The organism is Pseudomonas sp. CC6-YY-74 (genome assembly GCF_002025205.1).
Lineage (GTDB): Bacteria > Pseudomonadota > Gammaproteobacteria > Pseudomonadales > Pseudomonadaceae > Aquipseudomonas > Aquipseudomonas paeninsulae.
This window is the reverse complement of sequence record NZ_CP019947.1, coordinates 240,793-257,521: the sequence shown is the minus strand read 5'-3', so window position 1 is coordinate 257,521 and position 16,729 is coordinate 240,793. Positions and strand designations below refer to the sequence as shown.

Annotated in this window: 18 protein-coding genes; 6 read left to right on the top strand and 12 right to left on the bottom strand. The window is 61.3% G+C overall.

Translation table 11 applies throughout. From position 1 onward, the window contains the following. Positions 1 to 187: 187 nt before the first annotated feature. Positions 188 to 448 carry a putative signal transducing protein gene (locus tag B2D37_RS01225; protein WP_079201013.1) on the bottom strand — a complete coding sequence of 87 codons (261 nt, stop codon included), beginning with the start codon at positions 446 to 448 and terminating at the stop codon, positions 188 to 190. After that, positions 448 to 630, bottom strand: coding sequence for a CPXCG motif-containing cysteine-rich protein (locus B2D37_RS01220; protein WP_079201012.1), 183 nt, complete (start codon positions 628 to 630; stop codon positions 448 to 450). Before B2D37_RS01220 ends, B2D37_RS01225 begins: the two co-directional genes overlap by 1 nt. A gap of 110 nt (positions 631 to 740) precedes the next feature. Here B2D37_RS01220 and B2D37_RS01215 point away from each other — a divergent pair, with 110 nt between their 5' ends. Next, positions 741 to 1,907: a 1-acyl-sn-glycerol-3-phosphate acyltransferase gene (locus tag B2D37_RS01215; RefSeq protein ID WP_079201011.1), complete on the top strand. Its 1,167-nt coding sequence runs from the start codon at positions 741 to 743 to the stop codon at positions 1,905 to 1,907. Positions 1,908 to 1,987: 80 nt separating this feature from the next. Here B2D37_RS01215 and B2D37_RS01210 read toward each other — a convergent pair whose 3' ends face one another. Beyond that, positions 1,988 to 2,275, bottom strand: a complete 288-nt coding sequence (locus tag B2D37_RS01210) for a hypothetical protein (RefSeq protein WP_079201010.1) — start codon at positions 2,273 to 2,275, stop codon at positions 1,988 to 1,990. A gap of 362 nt (positions 2,276 to 2,637) precedes the next feature. Here B2D37_RS01210 and B2D37_RS01205 point away from each other — a divergent pair, with 362 nt between their 5' ends. Then, a complete protein-coding gene (locus B2D37_RS01205) occupies positions 2,638 to 2,847 on the top strand; it encodes a hypothetical protein (RefSeq protein ID WP_079201009.1) in 210 nt (69 codons plus the stop codon). A gap of 334 nt (positions 2,848 to 3,181) precedes the next feature. On the opposite strand, the gene B2D37_RS01200 is transcribed toward B2D37_RS01205, so the two are convergent. After that, on the bottom strand, positions 3,182 to 3,766 hold the full coding sequence (locus B2D37_RS01200) for a YajG family lipoprotein (protein ID WP_079201008.1): 585 nt from the start codon (positions 3,764 to 3,766) through the stop codon (positions 3,182 to 3,184). A gap of 866 nt (positions 3,767 to 4,632) precedes the next feature. On the opposite strand from B2D37_RS01200, the gene mqo reads away from it, so the two are divergent. Next, positions 4,633 to 6,135 (top strand): malate dehydrogenase (quinone), encoded by a 1,503-nt coding sequence (gene mqo / locus B2D37_RS01190; RefSeq protein ID WP_079201006.1) that lies wholly within the window; start codon positions 4,633 to 4,635, stop codon positions 6,133 to 6,135. 75 nt (positions 6,136 to 6,210) lie between these two features. Here the strand turns inward: mqo and B2D37_RS01185 are convergent, their stop codons facing one another. The 3 genes from B2D37_RS01185 to B2D37_RS01175 all read right to left on the bottom strand — a co-directional run bounded on the left by B2D37_RS01185 (position 6,211) and on the right by B2D37_RS01175 (position 7,497). Further along, positions 6,211 to 6,567 carry a PilZ domain-containing protein gene (locus B2D37_RS01185; RefSeq protein WP_079201005.1) on the bottom strand — a complete coding sequence of 119 codons (357 nt, stop codon included), beginning with the start codon at positions 6,565 to 6,567 and terminating at the stop codon, positions 6,211 to 6,213. A 60-nt stretch (positions 6,568 to 6,627) separates the two neighbouring features. Beyond that, positions 6,628 to 7,050 carry a DUF4124 domain-containing protein gene (locus B2D37_RS01180; RefSeq protein ID WP_079201004.1) on the bottom strand — a complete coding sequence of 141 codons (423 nt, stop codon included), beginning with the start codon at positions 7,048 to 7,050 and terminating at the stop codon, positions 6,628 to 6,630. A gap of 72 nt (positions 7,051 to 7,122) precedes the next feature. After that, entirely contained in the window at positions 7,123 to 7,497 is a 375-nt protein-coding gene (locus B2D37_RS01175) for a tol-pal system YbgF family protein (protein WP_079201003.1), read from the bottom strand. 172 nt (positions 7,498 to 7,669) lie between these two features. Here B2D37_RS01175 and B2D37_RS01170 point away from each other — a divergent pair, with 172 nt between their 5' ends. Then, positions 7,670 to 8,596 (top strand): universal stress protein, encoded by a 927-nt coding sequence (locus tag B2D37_RS01170; protein WP_079204864.1) that lies wholly within the window; start codon positions 7,670 to 7,672, stop codon positions 8,594 to 8,596. A 55-nt stretch (positions 8,597 to 8,651) separates the two neighbouring features. Next, positions 8,652 to 10,103, top strand: a complete 1,452-nt coding sequence (gene pyk, locus B2D37_RS01165) for a pyruvate kinase (protein WP_079201002.1) — start codon at positions 8,652 to 8,654, stop codon at positions 10,101 to 10,103. An 86-nt stretch (positions 10,104 to 10,189) separates the two neighbouring features. Here pyk and B2D37_RS01160 read toward each other — a convergent pair whose 3' ends face one another. Genes B2D37_RS01160 through B2D37_RS01150 form a run of 3 tightly spaced genes read right to left on the bottom strand, consistent with a single transcriptional unit; the run spans position 10,190 to position 13,059 of the window. Next, complete coding sequence (locus B2D37_RS01160) at positions 10,190 to 10,963, bottom strand: enoyl-CoA hydratase (RefSeq protein WP_079201001.1); 774 nt, start codon at positions 10,961 to 10,963, stop codon at positions 10,190 to 10,192. A gap of 34 nt (positions 10,964 to 10,997) precedes the next feature. Then, the gene (locus B2D37_RS01155) at positions 10,998 to 11,939 is read right to left on the bottom strand and encodes an iron-sulfur-binding ferredoxin reductase (RefSeq protein ID WP_079201000.1); all 942 of its coding nucleotides are present in this window, start codon (positions 11,937 to 11,939) and stop codon (positions 10,998 to 11,000) included. Then, the gene (locus tag B2D37_RS01150; protein ID WP_079200999.1) at positions 11,932 to 13,059 is read right to left on the bottom strand and encodes a diguanylate cyclase; all 1,128 of its coding nucleotides are present in this window, start codon (positions 13,057 to 13,059) and stop codon (positions 11,932 to 11,934) included. Before B2D37_RS01150 ends, B2D37_RS01155 begins: the two co-directional genes overlap by 8 nt. A gap of 239 nt (positions 13,060 to 13,298) precedes the next feature. On the opposite strand from B2D37_RS01150, the gene B2D37_RS01145 reads away from it, so the two are divergent. Continuing rightward, the gene (locus tag B2D37_RS01145; protein ID WP_079200998.1) at positions 13,299 to 14,822 is read left to right on the top strand and encodes a fumarate hydratase; all 1,524 of its coding nucleotides are present in this window, start codon (positions 13,299 to 13,301) and stop codon (positions 14,820 to 14,822) included. Positions 14,823 to 14,891: 69 nt separating this feature from the next. On the opposite strand, the gene B2D37_RS01140 is transcribed toward B2D37_RS01145, so the two are convergent. Continuing rightward, positions 14,892 to 15,293 carry a hypothetical protein gene (locus B2D37_RS01140; RefSeq protein ID WP_079200997.1) on the bottom strand — a complete coding sequence of 134 codons (402 nt, stop codon included), beginning with the start codon at positions 15,291 to 15,293 and terminating at the stop codon, positions 14,892 to 14,894. Between the two features lie 127 nt (positions 15,294 to 15,420). Beyond that, complete coding sequence (locus B2D37_RS01135; protein ID WP_079200996.1) at positions 15,421 to 16,371, bottom strand: class I SAM-dependent methyltransferase; 951 nt, start codon at positions 16,369 to 16,371, stop codon at positions 15,421 to 15,423. Positions 16,372 to 16,729: the final 358 nt, after the last annotated feature.

The window sequence follows — 16,729 nt, the reverse complement described above, 5'->3', positions numbered from 1 at the left end:
GGGCAACTCGATAACAGGTAGGCAGCGGCCAGGTAATGCCGACTGTTGAATGGATCACACGTAAAGGCTCAGGGGCCGGCGCGCCACACTCTGGCGCTCAACCAGGCCAGGGCAGACCGGGCCAGTGGCAGAAGGCATCAGGTGCGCGTGACTCACCCTACACGCCCAGCCCCCCACGCGGGAGGAATTAGCAGAGCAGCACGCCCTGGAAATTCTCGGGCTCATCATTGGCCAGCGGTTGCGCAGTATTGTACGTGGCGATCAACTGCTGCGCGCGTTCGGCCTCTACATCGCCAACCATCAGGCCAAGCAGGCCGCAGGCCGGCAGCTCGCCGACCCCGCCGAGCAGGTGCTGGCCGGTCAGGTGGGCCTCGATGCCCTCGCTGGCCAGCATGCCCAGCAGCAATTCGCCTTCCAGCACGTCCTGCGGCTCGTAAATACGCTGCATCAGTCGTTTTCTCCACGTACATCGAGCGTCCAGTCAATGCCATCGGTTTGCAAATCGAAGACAATGGGCCGACAGCACACCGGGCAATCCTCGATGTACTGTTGATCACCGGCGGAAAGGTCAAGCAGGGCTTCGACCGACTCGCCACAGTACGGGCATTGATAGAGCTGACTTTCCAGCATCGCGGTCTCCATGTGACTTGTAGGTATAATCGCCGGTCTATCGCTGGTCCCAAGCACGGAACCACCCTCCTCAACATTCTGTTAACCACAGCCAACCACGACAAGAGAGCATGATGGGCGAATTCGATGCCATCCGACCTTACGCCGACTCCGAAGTACCCCCTGTTCTGGCGCGCTTGCTGGCAGACGACGAGTTTCTCGACATCCTCACCCAGTATCGCTTCCCCCGCCTGGCCGCAGCACTCGGCTGGCTGCTTAAACCACTTATAGCCTATCGACTGCGTCTTGAGTTCAGCAAGGTTGCCTCGGTAGCGGCGCTGCAGGAGAAAGTTGAGGTTTACATCGACCAGAGCATCGAGCGCGCCACCGATGGCGTGACCTATTCCGGAGTCGAGCAACTCAAGGCCGGCAGCGCCTACCTGTTCCTGGCCAATCACCGTGACATCGTCATGGATCCGGCCTTCGTCAATTACGCGGTGTACCACGCAGGTCTACCGACCCCGCGCATCGCGATTGGTGACAATCTGCTGCAAAAGCCTTTCGTCAGCGACCTGATGCGCCTGAACAAGAGCTTTATCGTGCACCGCTCGCTCAGCGGACGCCGTGAGAAACTCGCCGCCTACCAACTGCTGTCGGCCTATATCAATCACTCGATCCGCACCGATTGCGAGTCGATCTGGATCGCCCAAGCCGAGGGCCGCGCCAAGAATGGCAACGACCGCACCGACTCGGCGATCCTCAAAATGTTCCACATGAGCCGCAAGAGCGAGCCCTTTACCGAGGTGATTGCGGCGCTGAAACTGACCCCGGTGTCGATCAGCTATGAATACGACCCCTGCGACCAGGCCAAGGCCTGCGAGCTGTTCACCCGCGCCACCAGCGGCAGCTACAGCAAAGCCCCGGGCGAAGATGACCAGAGCATCGCCCTCGGCATCACCGGTTATAAAGGTCGCGTACACGTGCACTTCAGCGCGCCAGTGAGCAGCGGCCTGGAAGACAGCAAGCAGTTGGCCGCCGAGATGGACAGACAGATTCTCAGCGGTTACCGGCTATTCCCCGTGCATTACCTGGCCTATGCCATGTACAACGAACGCGATCCGGCACTCGAGGTACCCAGTGCAGCGCAGCTATTTCCCGCCGAGGAACTGGCCCGCGCCGAAGCCGAGTGGAACAAGCGCCTGGCTCGCTGCCCGGCCGAACAGCAACCTTATCTGGTGCTGCAATATGCCAATCCGGTGCGCAACCAATACCGGGTAAAAGCCGGCTTGCCGCTGTAGGAATGCTTGAGGCGGACAACAAGCGGCAGCCCACGGGCTGCCGCTTTGGCTTGAAAGCATTGCCTGCGCCTCGTGACAATTCAGAGCTGGGCGCTGCCCCAGGACAGCGCGAGCGACGCCGCCAGGCTGGCAAAACCGAAACGATAGAAAAACCGGTTAAGGCGCTGGGTCGGGGCGTCGAACACCCACGCCTCCTCGACCATCGCCTTGGCAGTGCCACCCGCGATCAAGCGCGCCACTGCACGCTGCTCACGCACCCGGGTGGCTAGCAGCAACCAGCTCCCGGCAAGCCCGAAGAACAGGGCAAGGGCATTCAACGACTGCGCGGGATGGGCAAGAAAAACAGACCAGAGCGCCTGCAACGGCATCAGCAACCTCCACATCAAATTGGTGCACCGATCACGCCGGCGCTGCCGAACGGAATGAAGCGACTGGGTTGATCGCTCGAGGAAGGAAAACTCGATGCTCCAGGGATAGCCGCTGAATGTCCGCCTCAAGCACTTCCATCAGGCGCACTTCACACCGCCGCAACCCACCGGACGATCCAAAAAACCGCGCGCAGTTTACTGGAGTCCGCCGATTTAGAAGTTTCGTTTCCGACGAACGAAGGAGCTATCCCAAAATCGTCTGAGAATCGTCACATTCCTGGCCTAAGCTTTGAATCCTCTTCAGCTACGCCACCGTCATCGCGGCACGGGAGCGTATCCAACCTACCCGCGGAGGAATTGCCATGCTCACCCCACAACCGCTTGATCGTGATTACCTGATCGATGCGCTCGACGAGATGGAAGAAGCTGTCATCAACGAGCTGTCCTTCAACGTTCAGGACCACCACTGGCTGGTCTATTGCGCCCTTGGTGGCCATGAACACTATGACCTGCAGGACATCGACCCACACACCGGCTTCAGCTTGCCGGCGTTTTACGCCGAAGCGGCCTGACTCCTCCCCAAAAAGCCCGGCACGACTGCACGACCGTTCACCCAAGAAAAAACGCCGCTCCCCCGTTACCGGAAAGCGGCGTTTTTTTGTGTGCGGCGCAGACCCTGGATGGGGCCACCTGCAGCTCTGATTGATGGGCTGCAGCCATCCGGCACAATCCCGGACATGTATCGCACGTCGGTGCCATCAAGAAAAAATGCCGCTTATCCCTTACGGGGAGCGGCATTTCCTCTGACTCTCGAACTATCCGATTTGTCGCTGACAACCAAGACCTGACGAGCCGGATCTTGGCTGAGCAGCCTTGCGCAACGCGCCGTTTGTTATCGACTAGCGATTATTGGCGGAGCATTTGGCCAATGGTCGGATCCTTGAACGCGCGAGTCATGGCATCGCTCAACACATCACTGACCAGCTTGGTATTGGTTTCCTGGTTCGGCGCCATGCCAAAGCGCTGATTCAACGAGGCGCCGTAGCGACCATTGTAACGGCGCACGCTGTTTTGCACGTCGATGCGGAAGGTCGCGGTGATATTGGACTCGGTGACGTACAGGCCTTCTTTTGGCGACTGGTACTTCAGCTCAGCCAAGGTCAGGGTCAGTTGCGGCGCGTTGTAAGCGTTCGGCGTCGGCGTGAAGCCAAGCAGGCGCACCGCTGCTTCTGCCTGAGCTTGCAGTTTTGGCACGATATCCTGGCCGGTCACGACGATCGCGCTGGTTTCCGGGTACAAGCCACCACGCGTGCCGAGTACTGGCGACGGACGGCCGTCGACAACCTTCACTACCACCGGCTGGCCTTGGCCAACGGCGGCCAGCGGGCCATTGATCTTGGGTTGCGGGCTGAGTTGTTGCGGGCTGTGGGCGCAGCCGACCAGGGTCAGGCTGACAACAGCGATCAGACCAAACAACAGGCGATGCAGCATGCTCATCTCTCCATGGGTGTAGGGCGCAAAATTGCTCTGCAGTATACCCAGCGACAGCACGGGCTAACAGCGCCGCAGACAAGACTCGAGGCTGCCAGGCTGTTGTCACGGCGTTGTCATGCCTGGCTGGCATAAGACTTTAGTCGTCAACCGCCCTGAGTCCATGCCATGTTTTTCCTTCGTTCCTGGCTCGCCCCACGCCGCCACATCCGCACATTTGCCTTACTCGATAGTTTTGGCCTGTGCCGCGCCTTTCGCCAGTCAGCCCAGGCGCCACAAGGCCTGGGCTGGATCGAGGTCAATCAGCAGCAGCTCGGCTGGCTGCATAAACCACTTCCCAACAGCGCGCGTATCGCCCCAACAGAGACACATTTGGCCGCCGTCAAAGCGTTAGCTGCCTGACCGGAGGAAGAAGAAAACGCACTTGAGTGCGATCAATTTCCCAGTATTCGTCTTATAATCGCGCCCCGATTATAAGGACGTCTCCTGATCGGGCCTCGCCGTACTGCTGATGCATTAGCCATCGGCCACGCCCCAGAGAGTCGCCCACTTCGTGCTGCCCCTTCCGGCTAGCCGCTTTACCCATACGCAGAACGCCTTGCAGCCAGCAACGGGAGTTTTGCGCGGGCAAAAAGGCAGGCCTGGGCGAACGAGCTTTTGAGGTTCACGGCTCCAAAAGAGCGTGACAAAAACGGTTTCAACAACTTCACAAGAGTGTGGCGAAAATGAACGATCTTGCGGCTGGCAAATGCTCCGTCATCCCCTCCTGCCTCACCCCGGGACATCTCAGCGATCGCTGATAGGCGTTGTTTCACGCTTAGGCCTCTGGCCGTCAATTGGGTGCTGCATTTTTAGGAGAAGTGATAATGGCGCAGAACGATTACGAAACAGTAGATGCGGTGCTGGTTGGCGCCGGCATCATGAGCGCGACCTTGGCCGTGCTCATGAAAGAACTTGATCCGAACCTCAAGCTGGAAGTCATCGAACTGATGGAGTCCGGCGCGATAGAAAGCTCCAACCCCTGGAACAATGCCGGTACCGGCCATGCCGGGTTGTGCGAGCTGAACTACACCCCGCAAGCGGCGGATGGTGCTATCGACATCAAAAAATCGGTGACCATCAACACCCAATTCGAGGAGTCGAAGCAGTTTTGGGCCTATCTCGTTGAGAAAGGCACCTTTGGCGCGCCCAAGTCCTTTATCACCCCGGTGCCGCACCTGAGCTTCGTGCGCGGGCAGGAAGGCATCGACTTCCTCAAAGCGCGTTTCAAGGTGCTCACCCAGCACCACGCCTTCGCCGAAATGGAATACACCGAAGACCGCGCCACCATGGCCAAGTGGATGCCACTGATGCTGCCGGGCCGCGACCCTCAAGAACCGATCGCTGCGACCCGGGTCATGGCAGGCACCGACGTCAACTTCGGCGCGCTGACCAAACACCTGCTCGACCACCTGGGCACACAGCCCAACGCACAGGTCAAATGCAGCCAGAAGGTCACCGGCCTCGAGCGCAACCAGCAAGGCTGGCTTGTCAAGATCAAGGATATGCAGAACGGTGGCCACCGTACGGTCCAGGCCAAGTTCGTCTTCCTTGGCGCCGGTGGTGCCGCCCTGCCATTGCTGCAGATGTCCGGCATCCCGGAAGGTAACGGGTTCGGCGGTTTCCCGGTCAGCGGCCAGTGGTTGCGCTGCGACAACCCAGAAGTAGTCAAACAGCACGAAGCCAAGGTCTATAGCCAGGCCGAAGTGGGTTCGCCGCCGATGTCGGTGCCGCACCTCGATACCCGCGTGGTCGATGGCAAGAAATCCTTGCTATTCGGGCCCTACGCCGGGTTCTCGACCAAATTCCTGCGTCACGGCTCCGTGCTCGATCTGCCGCTGTCGATACGCCCCAACAACATCGGCCCGATGCTTGCGGTCGCGCGCGACAACTTCGAACTGACCCGCTACCTGATCAAGGAAGTGATGCAGTCCGATGAAAAGCGCCTGAAGACCCTGCGCGGTTTCTACCCTGAGGCGAAAGCCGAAGACTGGCGCCTGGAAATAGCCGGTCAGCGCGTGCAGATCATCAAGAAAGATGCCGAGCACGGCGGCATCCTGCAGTTCGGCACCGAACTGGTCGCGGCGCAGGACGGCTCCATCGCCGCCCTCCTCGGCGCATCGCCAGGCGCGTCGGTGACCGTGTCGATCATGCTCGACCTGATTCAGCGCTGCTTCCCCGAGCAGGTTAAATCCGAGCAATGGAGCAGCAAGCTGAACGAGATCTTCCCTGCCATGGCCGAGGTGCTTGCCAACGAAGCCGAACGCTATAGCGAGGTGCAGGCGCGCTCCGACGAACTGCTGCAACTCAACGAGCCAGCAATGGCTTGAGTCGACTGCAGTGCTAAAAAACCGCCTTTCGAGGCGGTTTTTTTATAGGTGCGGCACAGGGGACGAGTTTGAGTACTAGGCGGAGGCAGCCATGGGGTAGAAGCTGAAATATTGATGCAGTGCATCGACCATCTCGACGAACTCGGCTGGCGGCACCACCATGGCGAAACCTGAGTCGAAGCTGCCCGGGGTGACATCCTCATGGCACCACTGACACGTGGCCGAGAAGTCGATGAAACGTTGCGCATTCGACCCTGGAATTTTCAAGCGCATGTCGAAGCGCGCGCCCACCAGCATCGGCAGTTGGCTGATCAACATCAGACCCTCCAACGACACATTGCCGATATAGCCCATTGGCTTGTCGGTTATGCGGTTGAAGACCTTCAGGTAGTAAGGCAACTGCTGACGATCTATTCGGCGCTGAATAGGCATAATGGCAAATCGCTATGAATGGGCTTTAAGTATGGCCGCACTACCGCTCTTAAACCAGTTTCAGGAACAGCGTTCGGACACTTGGTCGCGCAGCTGACGACGAGCAGCATCAAGCTGTTCATCGCCGTAATAGCTCCGTTCACCAGACACCTCGGTGTGGAAATAGCGGCGTCCCTCCGGGATCTGCGCCAACCTCTTGCGCAGCTCAGCGCACTCCTGCGCACGTAGGGCTTGGCGTTCCGCTGACACAGCCGAAGCCTGCGCCTGCTCGGCACGGCGGGCCTCATAGAAGCGCGCGGTACGCTCCTCGCGTTGACGTGTTAGATCGTCGCGCTCGATCACCTGCGGCCTGATCTCGACCTGCTCGGCCCCAGGCGCAACAGGCCGCTGATCGAAATGCACGTGGCCATTGGCGTCGACCCAGCGATAAACCTGCGCTGCCGCCAATCCCGGCAGCAACAACAGACAGAGCAACACACGCATGATTTTTCCTCCCTGAAATAATGCTTCAGCTTACCCCTGCAATAACCCGTTACCAACCTCGGCGACCGGCGGTCAGAGTGCCGTGGATGCCGCCTTGGCCGCTCCAGCAGGACGGTAATGTCCCAGCTGCTGCAAGGTTTCCAGGCGGGCGCGGGCGCGGAACGCGTATTCGCTGGCAGGATAACGACTGATGAGGAACTCATAGGTCTGCGCCGCATCGACGAACAGGTTTTGCCGCTCCAGGCACTGGCCGCGCAGCAAGGATATCTCCGGCTGCAGGTAGCCACGCGATCGGCTTTTGCGCTCGGCCTGGGATAACTCCAGAATGACCTGCGGACAATCGCCCCGCTCATAGGCGCGATAGGCGTTGTTCAAATGGTGGTCGAGCGACCATCGGGTACAACCGGCGGCGCTGAGCGCCAGGATCAGAATCAACAGGGTTCGCATGGGTCTCTCCTCCAATGAGCAGTGTATCGACTGACACGGCAAAATCTGCAGGGCACACCGACACCCGGTTCAGGCGCCAAGGAATTGCCTGTCCACTAAGCTGATACAGATCAACGCCAGCAGCGCCCCCATGCGTTGCAATGTGCAGCTAACCCACAGCGAGGTCCAGGCCATGAATCTGCAACAGCTACTGGTTGTCATCGATCCCCAGCAGATACACCAGCCGGCACTCGAGCGGGCGCTATGGCTGGCACGCAAGAGCCGCGCGCAATTGCACCTGCTGCTGGTCGAATACAACGCCACCCTGGAAGCCGGCCACCTGTTCGATACGGCCATGCAAAGCCGGGGGCGGGCCGCCTTGCTCGAACGTGGCACGGCATGGCTGGAGGAGCTGGCCGCGCCACTGCGGGCCGAGGGCCTGGAGCTGCACCTGGACGTGCGCTGGGGCAGGCCGCTGCACAAGCTGGTGCTGGAGAAAGTGGCAGAGCTGGCGCCAGATCTGGTGCTCAAGTCCGCCGCGCATGACAGCCGGCTACGTCGGCTGCTGCTGACCAACAGTTGCTGGCAGTTGATCCGCCATTGCCCGGTAGCGCTATGGCTGGTGCACCATGCCGAGTGGCAGGGCCATAGCCTGTGTGCGGCGCTGGATCCACTGCACAGCGCCGACAAACCGGCGGCGCTCGATCATCAACTGATCCGCGCAGCCAGCGAGCTGAGCCGGCAACTGGGCATGCAGGCTCACTACCTGCACAGTTATTCGCCCCTGCCGCACACCCTGATGTTCGATGCCGAACTGCTCGCCAATTACGACGACTATGTCGCCCGCTGCGCCGCCCAGCACAGTGAAGCCTTTGCCCAGTTGCTCGGCCAATACCCGATCGCCACGCCCGACACGCACCTGATCGAGGGCTTTGCCGAAGAAGTCCTGCCACGCTTTGTTCGTGAGCAGCATGTCGATCTGCTGCTGATGGGCGCCATCGCTCGCGGCCACCTGGATACGGCCCTGATCGGGCATACCGCGGAGCGCATTCTGGAGAGCGTGGACTGTGATTTACTGGTCCTCAAACCCGAGCAGAAAGGTAGTGCAGAGCAACAATGACTACAGGATTACGGCGTAGTAGCCTCGCGCTTAATCGCAACTCAGGAGTCCGTGCATGACCTTTCGCCGTACCAAAATCGTCGCCACCCTTGGTCCATCGAGCAATTCGCCCGAAGTCCTCGAACAACTGATCATCGCGGGCCTGGATGTGGCCCGCCTGAACTTCTCCCATGGCACGCCGGACGAGCACAAGGCCCGCGCCAAGCTGGTGCGCGAACTGGCCGCCAAGCATGGCCGGCATGTCGCCCTGCTCGGTGACCTGCAAGGACCGAAGATCCGCATTGCCAAATTCGCCTGCAAGCGCATCGAGCTTAAGGTCGGCGACCGGTTCACCTTTTCCACCAGTCATCCGCTGACCGAAGGCACCCAGGAAATCGTCGGCATCGACTACCCGGACCTGGTCAAGGATTGCGGCGTCGGCGACGAGCTGTTGCTCGACGACGGTCGGGTAGTGATGCGTGTAGACACGGCGACTGCCGACGCGCTGCATTGCTCAGTCCTGATCGGTGGCCCGCTGTCCGACCATAAAGGCATCAACCGTCGCGGTGGCGGCCTGACCGCGCCAGCGCTGACCGAGAAAGACAAGGCCGACATCATCCACGCCGCCGAGATGGACCTGGATTACCTGGCCGTGTCCTTCCCGCGCGACGCTTCGGACATGGAGTACGCGCGCAAACTGCGCGACGAATCGGGCGGCACCGCCTGGCTGGTGGCCAAGATTGAACGGGCCGAGGCAGTGGCCGACGACGAAACCCTCGACGGCCTGATCCGCGCCAGTGACGCGGTCATGGTCGCCCGCGGCGACCTTGGCGTGGAAATCGGCGATGCCGAGCTGTGCGGCATTCAGAAGAAAATCATTCTGCATGCACGGCGCCATAACAAGGCGGTGATCACGGCGACCCAGATGATGGAGTCGATGATCCAGAACCCGATGCCGACCCGCGCCGAAGTCTCCGACGTAGCCAACGCCGTGCTCGACTATACGGACGCGGTGATGCTCTCGGCAGAAAGTGCTGCCGGCGCCTACCCGTTGGAAGCGGTGCAAGCCATGGCGCGGATTTGCATCGGTGCGGAAAAACACCCGACCAGCAAAGCCTCCAGCCACCGCATCGGCACGACCTTCGAACGCTGCGACGAAAGCATCGCCCTGGCCGCCATGTACACGGCCAACCATTTCCCGGGCGTCAAAGCGATCATCGCCCTGACCGAAAGCGGCTACACCCCGCTGATCATGTCGCGGATTCGCTCCTCGGTGCCGATCTACGCCTTCTCCCCACACCGCGCCACCCAGGCGCGTGCCGCCATGTTCCGCGGCGTCTACACCGTACCGTTCGACCCGGCGGCCATGCCCCCGGAACAAGTCAGCCAGGCGGCCGTGGACGAACTGCTCAAGCGTGGTGTGGTCAAGCCGGGTGACTGGGTGATCCTGACCAAGGGCGACAGCTATCACACCATCGGCGGCACCAACGGCATGAAGATCCTGCATGTCGGTGAAGCGCTGGTGTAAGGCCAGCGTCACCCTGCAAAAGGCCGCTCGATGAGCGGCCTTTTGCTATCCGCAGGGAACACCGTGCGCACTCCAGGAGTCGGCGTTTAGCCGAGTTTGGAGAAGTCCGCCGGACGCCGCTGCATGAAGGCCGTCAGCGCCTCGATGGCTTCCGGCGAGCGCAGGCGCTGACCAAACAGCGCGCCCTCTTCCTCGATCACCCGGCGCAACTCCTCACGCCCCGGCGCGCGCATCAGCCGCTTGCTATCGGTCACTGCCGAGGGCGGCAGTTGCTGGAAGCGCAGGGCCATCTCGCGGGCCTTGGCCAAGGTCGCGGCGCCGCCCTCCAGCGCCTGGTTGGCGATGCCCCAGGCAGCCGCTTGCTCACCCGTGAAGCTTTGCCCAAGCAGCAGCAACTCGGCCGCCCGCACATGGCCGAGCAGGCCCGGCAGAATCAGGCTGGAGCCGAATTCGGGGCACAGGCCCAGGTTGACGAAGGGCATCTTCAGGGTCGCCTCACGGCTGACGTAGACCAGATCGCAATGCAACAACAGGGTGGTGCCGATGCCCACTGCCGGGCCGCTGACCGCCGCTACCACCGGTTTGCTGAACTCGAACAGCGCCTGCATGAACTGGAACACTTCACTGCCCAGCCCGGACGGCGGCGCCTGGATGAAATCGGCTACATCGTTGCCACTGGTGAAGCACGTCTCGCCGCCGGTGATCAGCACGGCGCGTACGCTGCTGTCCTGATCGGCCTGTTTGAGCACCTCGGCCATGCCGCTGTACATCGCCCGGGTCAGGGCGTTTTTCTTGTGCAAACGGTTCAGGCGCAGGGTCAACAGACCTTCCTCGCGCTCAACCAGCAGGTGCTCACTCATCACTCAAACTCCGGGGCTGACACCGCAGTGGCGGTTATCGGGCGTGCGGCAAGAACAGGTCGGTAAACATCTGATTACGCGGCATACCTGCTAAATACAGGCGCCGGGTAAAGGCTTCGACACTGTCGGGGTGGCCGCAGAGTAAGGCGAGGGTTTGCCGGGAAGCAAGGCGCAGTTCGGCCAAAGCCGCTGACATCTCGGCCGTGCTGAACAGCTCGACCTGCAACTGCGGATATTGCGCCGCCAGCTGCGTCAGGGGCTCGGCCAGGTAATGCCCGGTGCGATCATGGGCCAGATGAATGACCCGAATGCGGCCCTGGTGATCCTGGCGCAGCGCTTCGCGCAGCACCCCGTAGAGCGGTGCCAGCCCGGTACCGGCCGCCAGCAGCCAGAGTGGGCGCATCTGCCAATCGGGGTCGTAGTGCAAGGCACCACCGCGCAGCTCACCGAGGCGCAAGGTATCGCCCGGCTTGAATGCCCGCGCCGCATCGCTGAACGCGCCGCTATGACGACAGTCCAGGTGGAACTCCAGCCAGGAGTCTTCGCCAGGCAGGCTGGCCAACGAATAAGGTCGGGCAATCCCCGTGTCGGTCCAGAGCACCAGATGCTGACCGGCTCGGTAACGCAGCGGTTGTTGAGGCGTCAGGCGCAAGCGCAACACATCGGGGCTCAGCCAGTCACAGGCATCGATATGCGCGGGGCGGCCATCGCGCACGGGATCGAACACTTCGACCTGCAAGTCGTCGACGATCCGGCACTGGCAGGCCAGCCGCCAGCCCTGCTCACGACGCGGTTGGTCGAGCGCCTCGGGCTTGGCATCCAGCGGCTCACCGCGCAGGCAACGCACCAGGCAGGCATGGCAACTGCCCGAACGGCAACTGTAAGGCACCTCAACACCGCCCTGCAGCAGGGCATCGAGCAGGTTGCTGGCAGGCGCAACGGTCAGCCGCCGCTCGCCCACCCGGAGTTCAGGCATCGATATCCTCCCAGGCCGCCGCACACCGGTTACGTCCGTTGCGTTTGGCCCGGTAGAGCGCCTGATCGGCGCGTTGCAGCGCCTCATCCAGGTCATCGTGCATAGTCAGTAAGGTCATTCCGATGGACAAGCTCAGAGTATCCACCTTAATGCCCAAGGGTTCAGCCTGATTGAAGGCCTCGCGCAAGCGCTCGCAACAGGCGGTGAACCGATCGGGCTGGGTATTGGGCAGCAACAGCACGAATTCCTCGCCGCCGTAGCGCGCGATGATATCGCCATCGCGCAGACAAGCTTGCGCCACGGTGGCGAAGGTCTGCAGCACACGATCACCCGCGGCGTGGCCGTGGACATCGTTGACCCGCTTGAAGTGATCCAGATCGATCAGCGCCAGGCCATGCTGACTACCCTCGCGCAGGGTTTTCAGCTCACCTTTGGCAAAGCGCAGGAAATGCCGGCGGTTGAACAGGCCGGTCAGCTCATCCGTCGCGGCCAGGTCTTCGAGCTGGCGCATCATCCCGCGCAAGGTGTCCCGGTGTGCCTGCAAGGCGAAGCGACGCTGGCGCATGCGCTGCCGCATAGCCTGCACATAGCTGGCAAACAGGCTCATCCAGAGCATCACGCCGCCCAGCACGCAGACCTGCAAGATGGCCTGACCGGGATCGGCCAGCGGGTACCGATAAGCCTCGTACAGGTTGAGTCCAGCGAAGCCGAAAAAAGCGATGACCGCGCAACGCGCAAAGACTTTTGGTGGCAACTGGAACACGCCGAACAACAGGATCAGCACATAGACCACCAGCAAGGCGCCGCGCCCGTTGCCAAACATGCCCAACAAAACGGTCAGCCAGGCCAGGGCCACCAGCACCTGCGCTTCGGTCAGGCTGGGGTCGCGAAAACGTAGATTCTGCCCGGAGAGAAACAGGCCGAGGAAGGCCGACTGAGTGAGTATTGCCAACCCAGTGAGGAGCAGCGTAGTCGGTATGGAGGCACGAAACAGATCGTTGAATACCGCGATCCAGCACAGCAGCACCGTCAGGGCGTAGGTCGCCGTCGCCATGCCGAAACGCTTCAGCAGCAGGCGTTGCAGAGTACGCTGAGTGACCCGCTGATGGCTTAGGCTCATGAGGGCTTATGGGCTCCATCCCATACTGGCATTCAGCCGCCACTCTACGCCCGTACTCATTAAATGCCTAGCACGTTTAGGGGCCGATCAGCGACCAAGGCCGACCATCGGCGACTGTCCGCTCAGCAGCCTGCGCGTTATACTGCCGCGCCTTTTTTACTGCACCCGCGCGTCGACTCGTGGTTCGCCGTCGCCGTAGTTTTGCCCTACTCCTACCTTTATAAAAAGGAGCGCCAAGCATGACCGTGATCAAGCAAGACGACCTGATCCAGAGCGTCGCCGACGCCCTGCAGTTCATCTCCTATTACCATCCCGTGGATTTCATCCAGGCCATGCATGAGGCCTACCTCAAGGAAGAGTCCCCAGCCGCGCGCGACGCCATGGCGCAGATCCTGATCAACTCGCGCATGTGCGCCACCGGTCATCGACCGATCTGCCAGGACACCGGCATCGTCACCGTATTCGTCCGTGTGGGCATGGACGTGCGCTGGGACGGCGCGACCATGAGCGTCGACGACATGATCAACGAAGGCGTACGCCGCGCCTACAACCTGCCGGAAAACGTCCTGCGCGCCTCGATCCTGGCCGACCCGGCCGGTGCGCGCAAGAACACCAAGGACAACACCCCGGCGGTGATCCACTACTCCATCGTCCCCGGCGACAAGGTCGACGTGGACGTCGCAGCCAAGGGCGGCGGCTCCGAGAACAAGTCGAAGATGGCCATGCTCAACCCGTCCGACTCGATCGTCGACTGGGTGCTCAAGACCGTGCCGGAAATGGGCGCCGGCTGGTGCCCACCGGGCATGCTCGGCATCGGCATCGGCGGCACCGCCGAGAAGGCCGCGGTGATGGCCAAGGAAGTGCTGATGGAGTCCATCGACATCCATGAGTTGAAAGCCCGCGGCCCGTCCAACCGGGTCGAAGAGCTGCGCCTGGAACTGTTCGACAAGGTCAATCAGCTGGGCATCGGCGCCCAGGGCCTGGGCGGCCTGACCACCGTGCTCGACGTCAAGATCATGGACTACCCGACCCACGCCGCCTCGCTGCCGGTGTGCATGATCCCCAACTGCGCCGCCACCCGTCACGCCCACTTTGTGCTCGACGGCACTGGCCCGGCCGAACTGACGCCGCCGCCGCTGGACGCCTACCCGGAAATCGTCTGGGAAGCCGGCCCGAGTGCGCGCCGCGTCGACCTCGACAGCATCACCCCGCAAGACGTGCAGAGCTGGAAGCCGGGCGAAACCGTACTCCTTAACGGCAAGATGCTCACCGGCCGCGACGCCGCGCACAAGCGCATGGTCGAAATGCTCAATAAAGGTGAACAGCTGCCGGTCGACCTCAAGGGCCGCTTCATCTATTACGTCGGCCCGGTCGATCCAGTCGGTGACGAAGTGGTTGGCCCCGCCGGCCCGACTACCGCCACGCGGATGGACAAGTTCACTCGGCAGATCCTCGAAAGCACCGGCCTGCTCGGCATGATCGGCAAGTCCGAACGCGGCCCGATTGCCATCGAGGCGATCAAGGACAACAAGGCCGTGTACCTGATGGCCGTTGGCGGCGCCGCTTACCTGGTGTCGCAAGCGATCAAGAAATCCAAGGTGCTGGCTTTCGCCGAAATGGGCATGGAAGCCATCTACGAGTTCGAGGTCAAGGACATGCCGGTGACCGTTGCGGTCGATACCAAAGGCGAGTCGGTGCACATCACCGGCCCAGCGATCTGGAACAAGAAGATCGCCGAAAGCCTCGCGGTGGAAATCAAGTAACCCCACCGCGCATTAACGACAAACCCGGCCTGGTGCCGGGTTTGTCGTTTTCATGGGTAAGCGACCGAGTCAGTCCAGCGGTTCATCGTCACGAATGAGGGTGTAGTGCCGGCCTTGCTCGTCGTCGCTGTAGTCGTGCACATAGAACATCACGACCTCCCCCAGCCCCGGCATGGTCGCCACATAATCGCCAACGTCAGCCACGAAGAAATCAGCCGAACCGGGCTTGGCCTCGCACTCGATATAGGCGCTGACGAACGTATCGGGTTCAGCATCGCCAAAGTACTCGGTACGCTCGAGTTCATCCCATTCGGCAGGCGCCTGGAACGCGCCACTAAACAAAATCTTGGCATCGCCAAGGTCCAGCTCTTCAGCATCGGGATCATCTTCATCCGGGCGGTAGACGGTGCAGTCCTGGGCGTCCGGGTTGCTGAGAATGGCCAGGCGTTGCTGGGGGTCGATCTGGGGCACGTGGATCTCCTTTATCAGGATTGCAGCCTACAGGAGGCATAAGAAGTTGTGAAAATAGCCAGCGCCATCGGCGAGACGCGCCATGCCGCAGCGGGTACCGGGAAATGGTCGGCGTTGCTGAGCCTCTTCACAGACGCTCAGTGTGGCGGCTAAAGACCAGGGCTTTCAAGCCGCTGTCAGACTGGATATCGGCAAATTCCGGCGGGTTTTCCAGGCGCTGATCAAAGCGCAGTTCCGGTGCTTCAAGGGCCATGCTCTCGAGCAAAAAGTCGGGGCCGATGTCCGGATCATTGATGCAGGCCAGTACCACGCCGTGCTCACTGAGCAACTCGGGCAGGCGGCGCAGGACTTTTCGATAATCCTGGGTCAGGACAAAGCTGCCCTTCTGGAATGACGGCGGATCAATGATGACCAGATCATAGGGGCCACATTTTTTCACCTTGCCCCAGGATTTGAACAGGTCGTGACCGAGGAAACTGACCTTGCTCAGGTCATGCCCATTCAGCCGATGATTGTCTCGCCCCCGACTCAACGCCGCCCTGGCCATGTCCAGGTTGACTACATGCTCGGCGCCTCCGGCAATCGCGGCCAGCGAAAAGCCGCAGGTGTAGGCGAACAGATTGAGGACCCGCTTGCCTTGGGCCTGGGCTTGCACCCAGCGGCGACCGTAGCGCATGTCGAGAAACAGGCCGGTGTTCTGCTTCTTGCCCAAATCCAGCTTGAAACGCAGGCCATGTTCGCTGATCAGCCATTCATCGCAAACCTCGCCGAGCAGCCACTGCGTTGCGCTGTCCGGCAAATAGCGGTGCTGCAGCAACAGGCTGTGCGCCTGACTGTCCAGCCAGGCGGGCGAGCGGGTCAGCGTCATGAGCATGTGTTTCAGCGCGGCCAGCTGCGCTTCCTCCGGCTCGCGGAACAGCGACACCAGCAGCGCACCCTGCAACCAGTCGACCGTAACATGCTCAAGCCCCGGCCAGCAGCGCCCCCGGCCATGAAACAGGCGCCTGGTTTCGGCGGGAACGGGGCTTAGCCCGGCGAGCAACTGCTGCTGCAGGGTAGCGATAGCATCTGAATTCATGAGGTTCTTATCACCTTGTCGTTGCGGCGCATTTTAAACGCAATAGCGGTTAGGCCCCGGAAATTACTCAGCTGATCAGCTGACAAACTCGACGCCCCATCACCGGCAGCGCAGCCAGCTGCAGGGGGCCGCGCCCGCTCTCGCCGGGCTTGCGGCATTTCCCACATCCGCGTGGGTCTCCCGACCCAGGGCGATAGCGGACATGCTCCGCGGCACAAACATCGCGTCAGGGTCGGCCCTGCACAGCCGCCGCGTAGCCCAGATAGCGCCTGGGTAATCCGGGAAACACCCCCTGATCCAGCCAATTACTGATCGCTTAAGTTTGCGTTAAGACTCACAGCCGACACTCATACCCAAG

Bases quoted from the DNA above. Each gene is read 5' to 3' on its own strand.
- B2D37_RS01135 (WP_079200996.1), bottom strand. From the start codon at position 16,371: ATGAATTCAGATGCTATCGCTACCCTGCAGCAGCAGTTGCTCGCCGGG.
- B2D37_RS01145 (WP_079200998.1), top strand. From the start codon at position 13,299: ATGACCGTGATCAAGCAAGACGACCTGATCCAGAGCGTCGCCGACGCC.
- B2D37_RS01160 (WP_079201001.1), bottom strand. From the start codon at position 10,963: ATGAGTGAGCACCTGCTGGTTGAGCGCGAGGAAGGTCTGTTGACCCTG.
- B2D37_RS01210 (WP_079201010.1), bottom strand. From the start codon at position 2,275: ATGCCGTTGCAGGCGCTCTGGTCTGTTTTTCTTGCCCATCCCGCGCAG.
- B2D37_RS01215 (WP_079201011.1), top strand. From the start codon at position 741: ATGATGGGCGAATTCGATGCCATCCGACCTTACGCCGACTCCGAAGTA.
- B2D37_RS01175 (WP_079201003.1), bottom strand. From the start codon at position 7,497: ATGCGAACCCTGTTGATTCTGATCCTGGCGCTCAGCGCCGCCGGTTGT.
- B2D37_RS01200 (WP_079201008.1), bottom strand. From the start codon at position 3,766: ATGCTGCATCGCCTGTTGTTTGGTCTGATCGCTGTTGTCAGCCTGACC.
- pyk (WP_079201002.1), top strand. From the start codon at position 8,652: ATGACCTTTCGCCGTACCAAAATCGTCGCCACCCTTGGTCCATCGAGC.
- B2D37_RS01170 (WP_079204864.1), top strand. From the start codon at position 7,670: ATGAATCTGCAACAGCTACTGGTTGTCATCGATCCCCAGCAGATACAC.
- B2D37_RS01185 (WP_079201005.1), bottom strand. From the start codon at position 6,567: ATGCCTATTCAGCGCCGAATAGATCGTCAGCAGTTGCCTTACTACCTG.
- B2D37_RS01155 (WP_079201000.1), bottom strand. From the start codon at position 11,939: ATGCCTGAACTCCGGGTGGGCGAGCGGCGGCTGACCGTTGCGCCTGCC.
- B2D37_RS01225 (WP_079201013.1), bottom strand. From the start codon at position 448: ATGCAGCGTATTTACGAGCCGCAGGACGTGCTGGAAGGCGAATTGCTG.
- B2D37_RS01220 (WP_079201012.1), bottom strand. From the start codon at position 630: ATGCTGGAAAGTCAGCTCTATCAATGCCCGTACTGTGGCGAGTCGGTC.
- B2D37_RS01205 (WP_079201009.1), top strand. From the start codon at position 2,638: ATGCTCACCCCACAACCGCTTGATCGTGATTACCTGATCGATGCGCTC.
- B2D37_RS01150 (WP_079200999.1), bottom strand. From the start codon at position 13,059: ATGAGCCTAAGCCATCAGCGGGTCACTCAGCGTACTCTGCAACGCCTG.
- B2D37_RS01180 (WP_079201004.1), bottom strand. From the start codon at position 7,050: ATGCGTGTGTTGCTCTGTCTGTTGTTGCTGCCGGGATTGGCGGCAGCG.
- mqo (WP_079201006.1), top strand. From the start codon at position 4,633: ATGGCGCAGAACGATTACGAAACAGTAGATGCGGTGCTGGTTGGCGCC.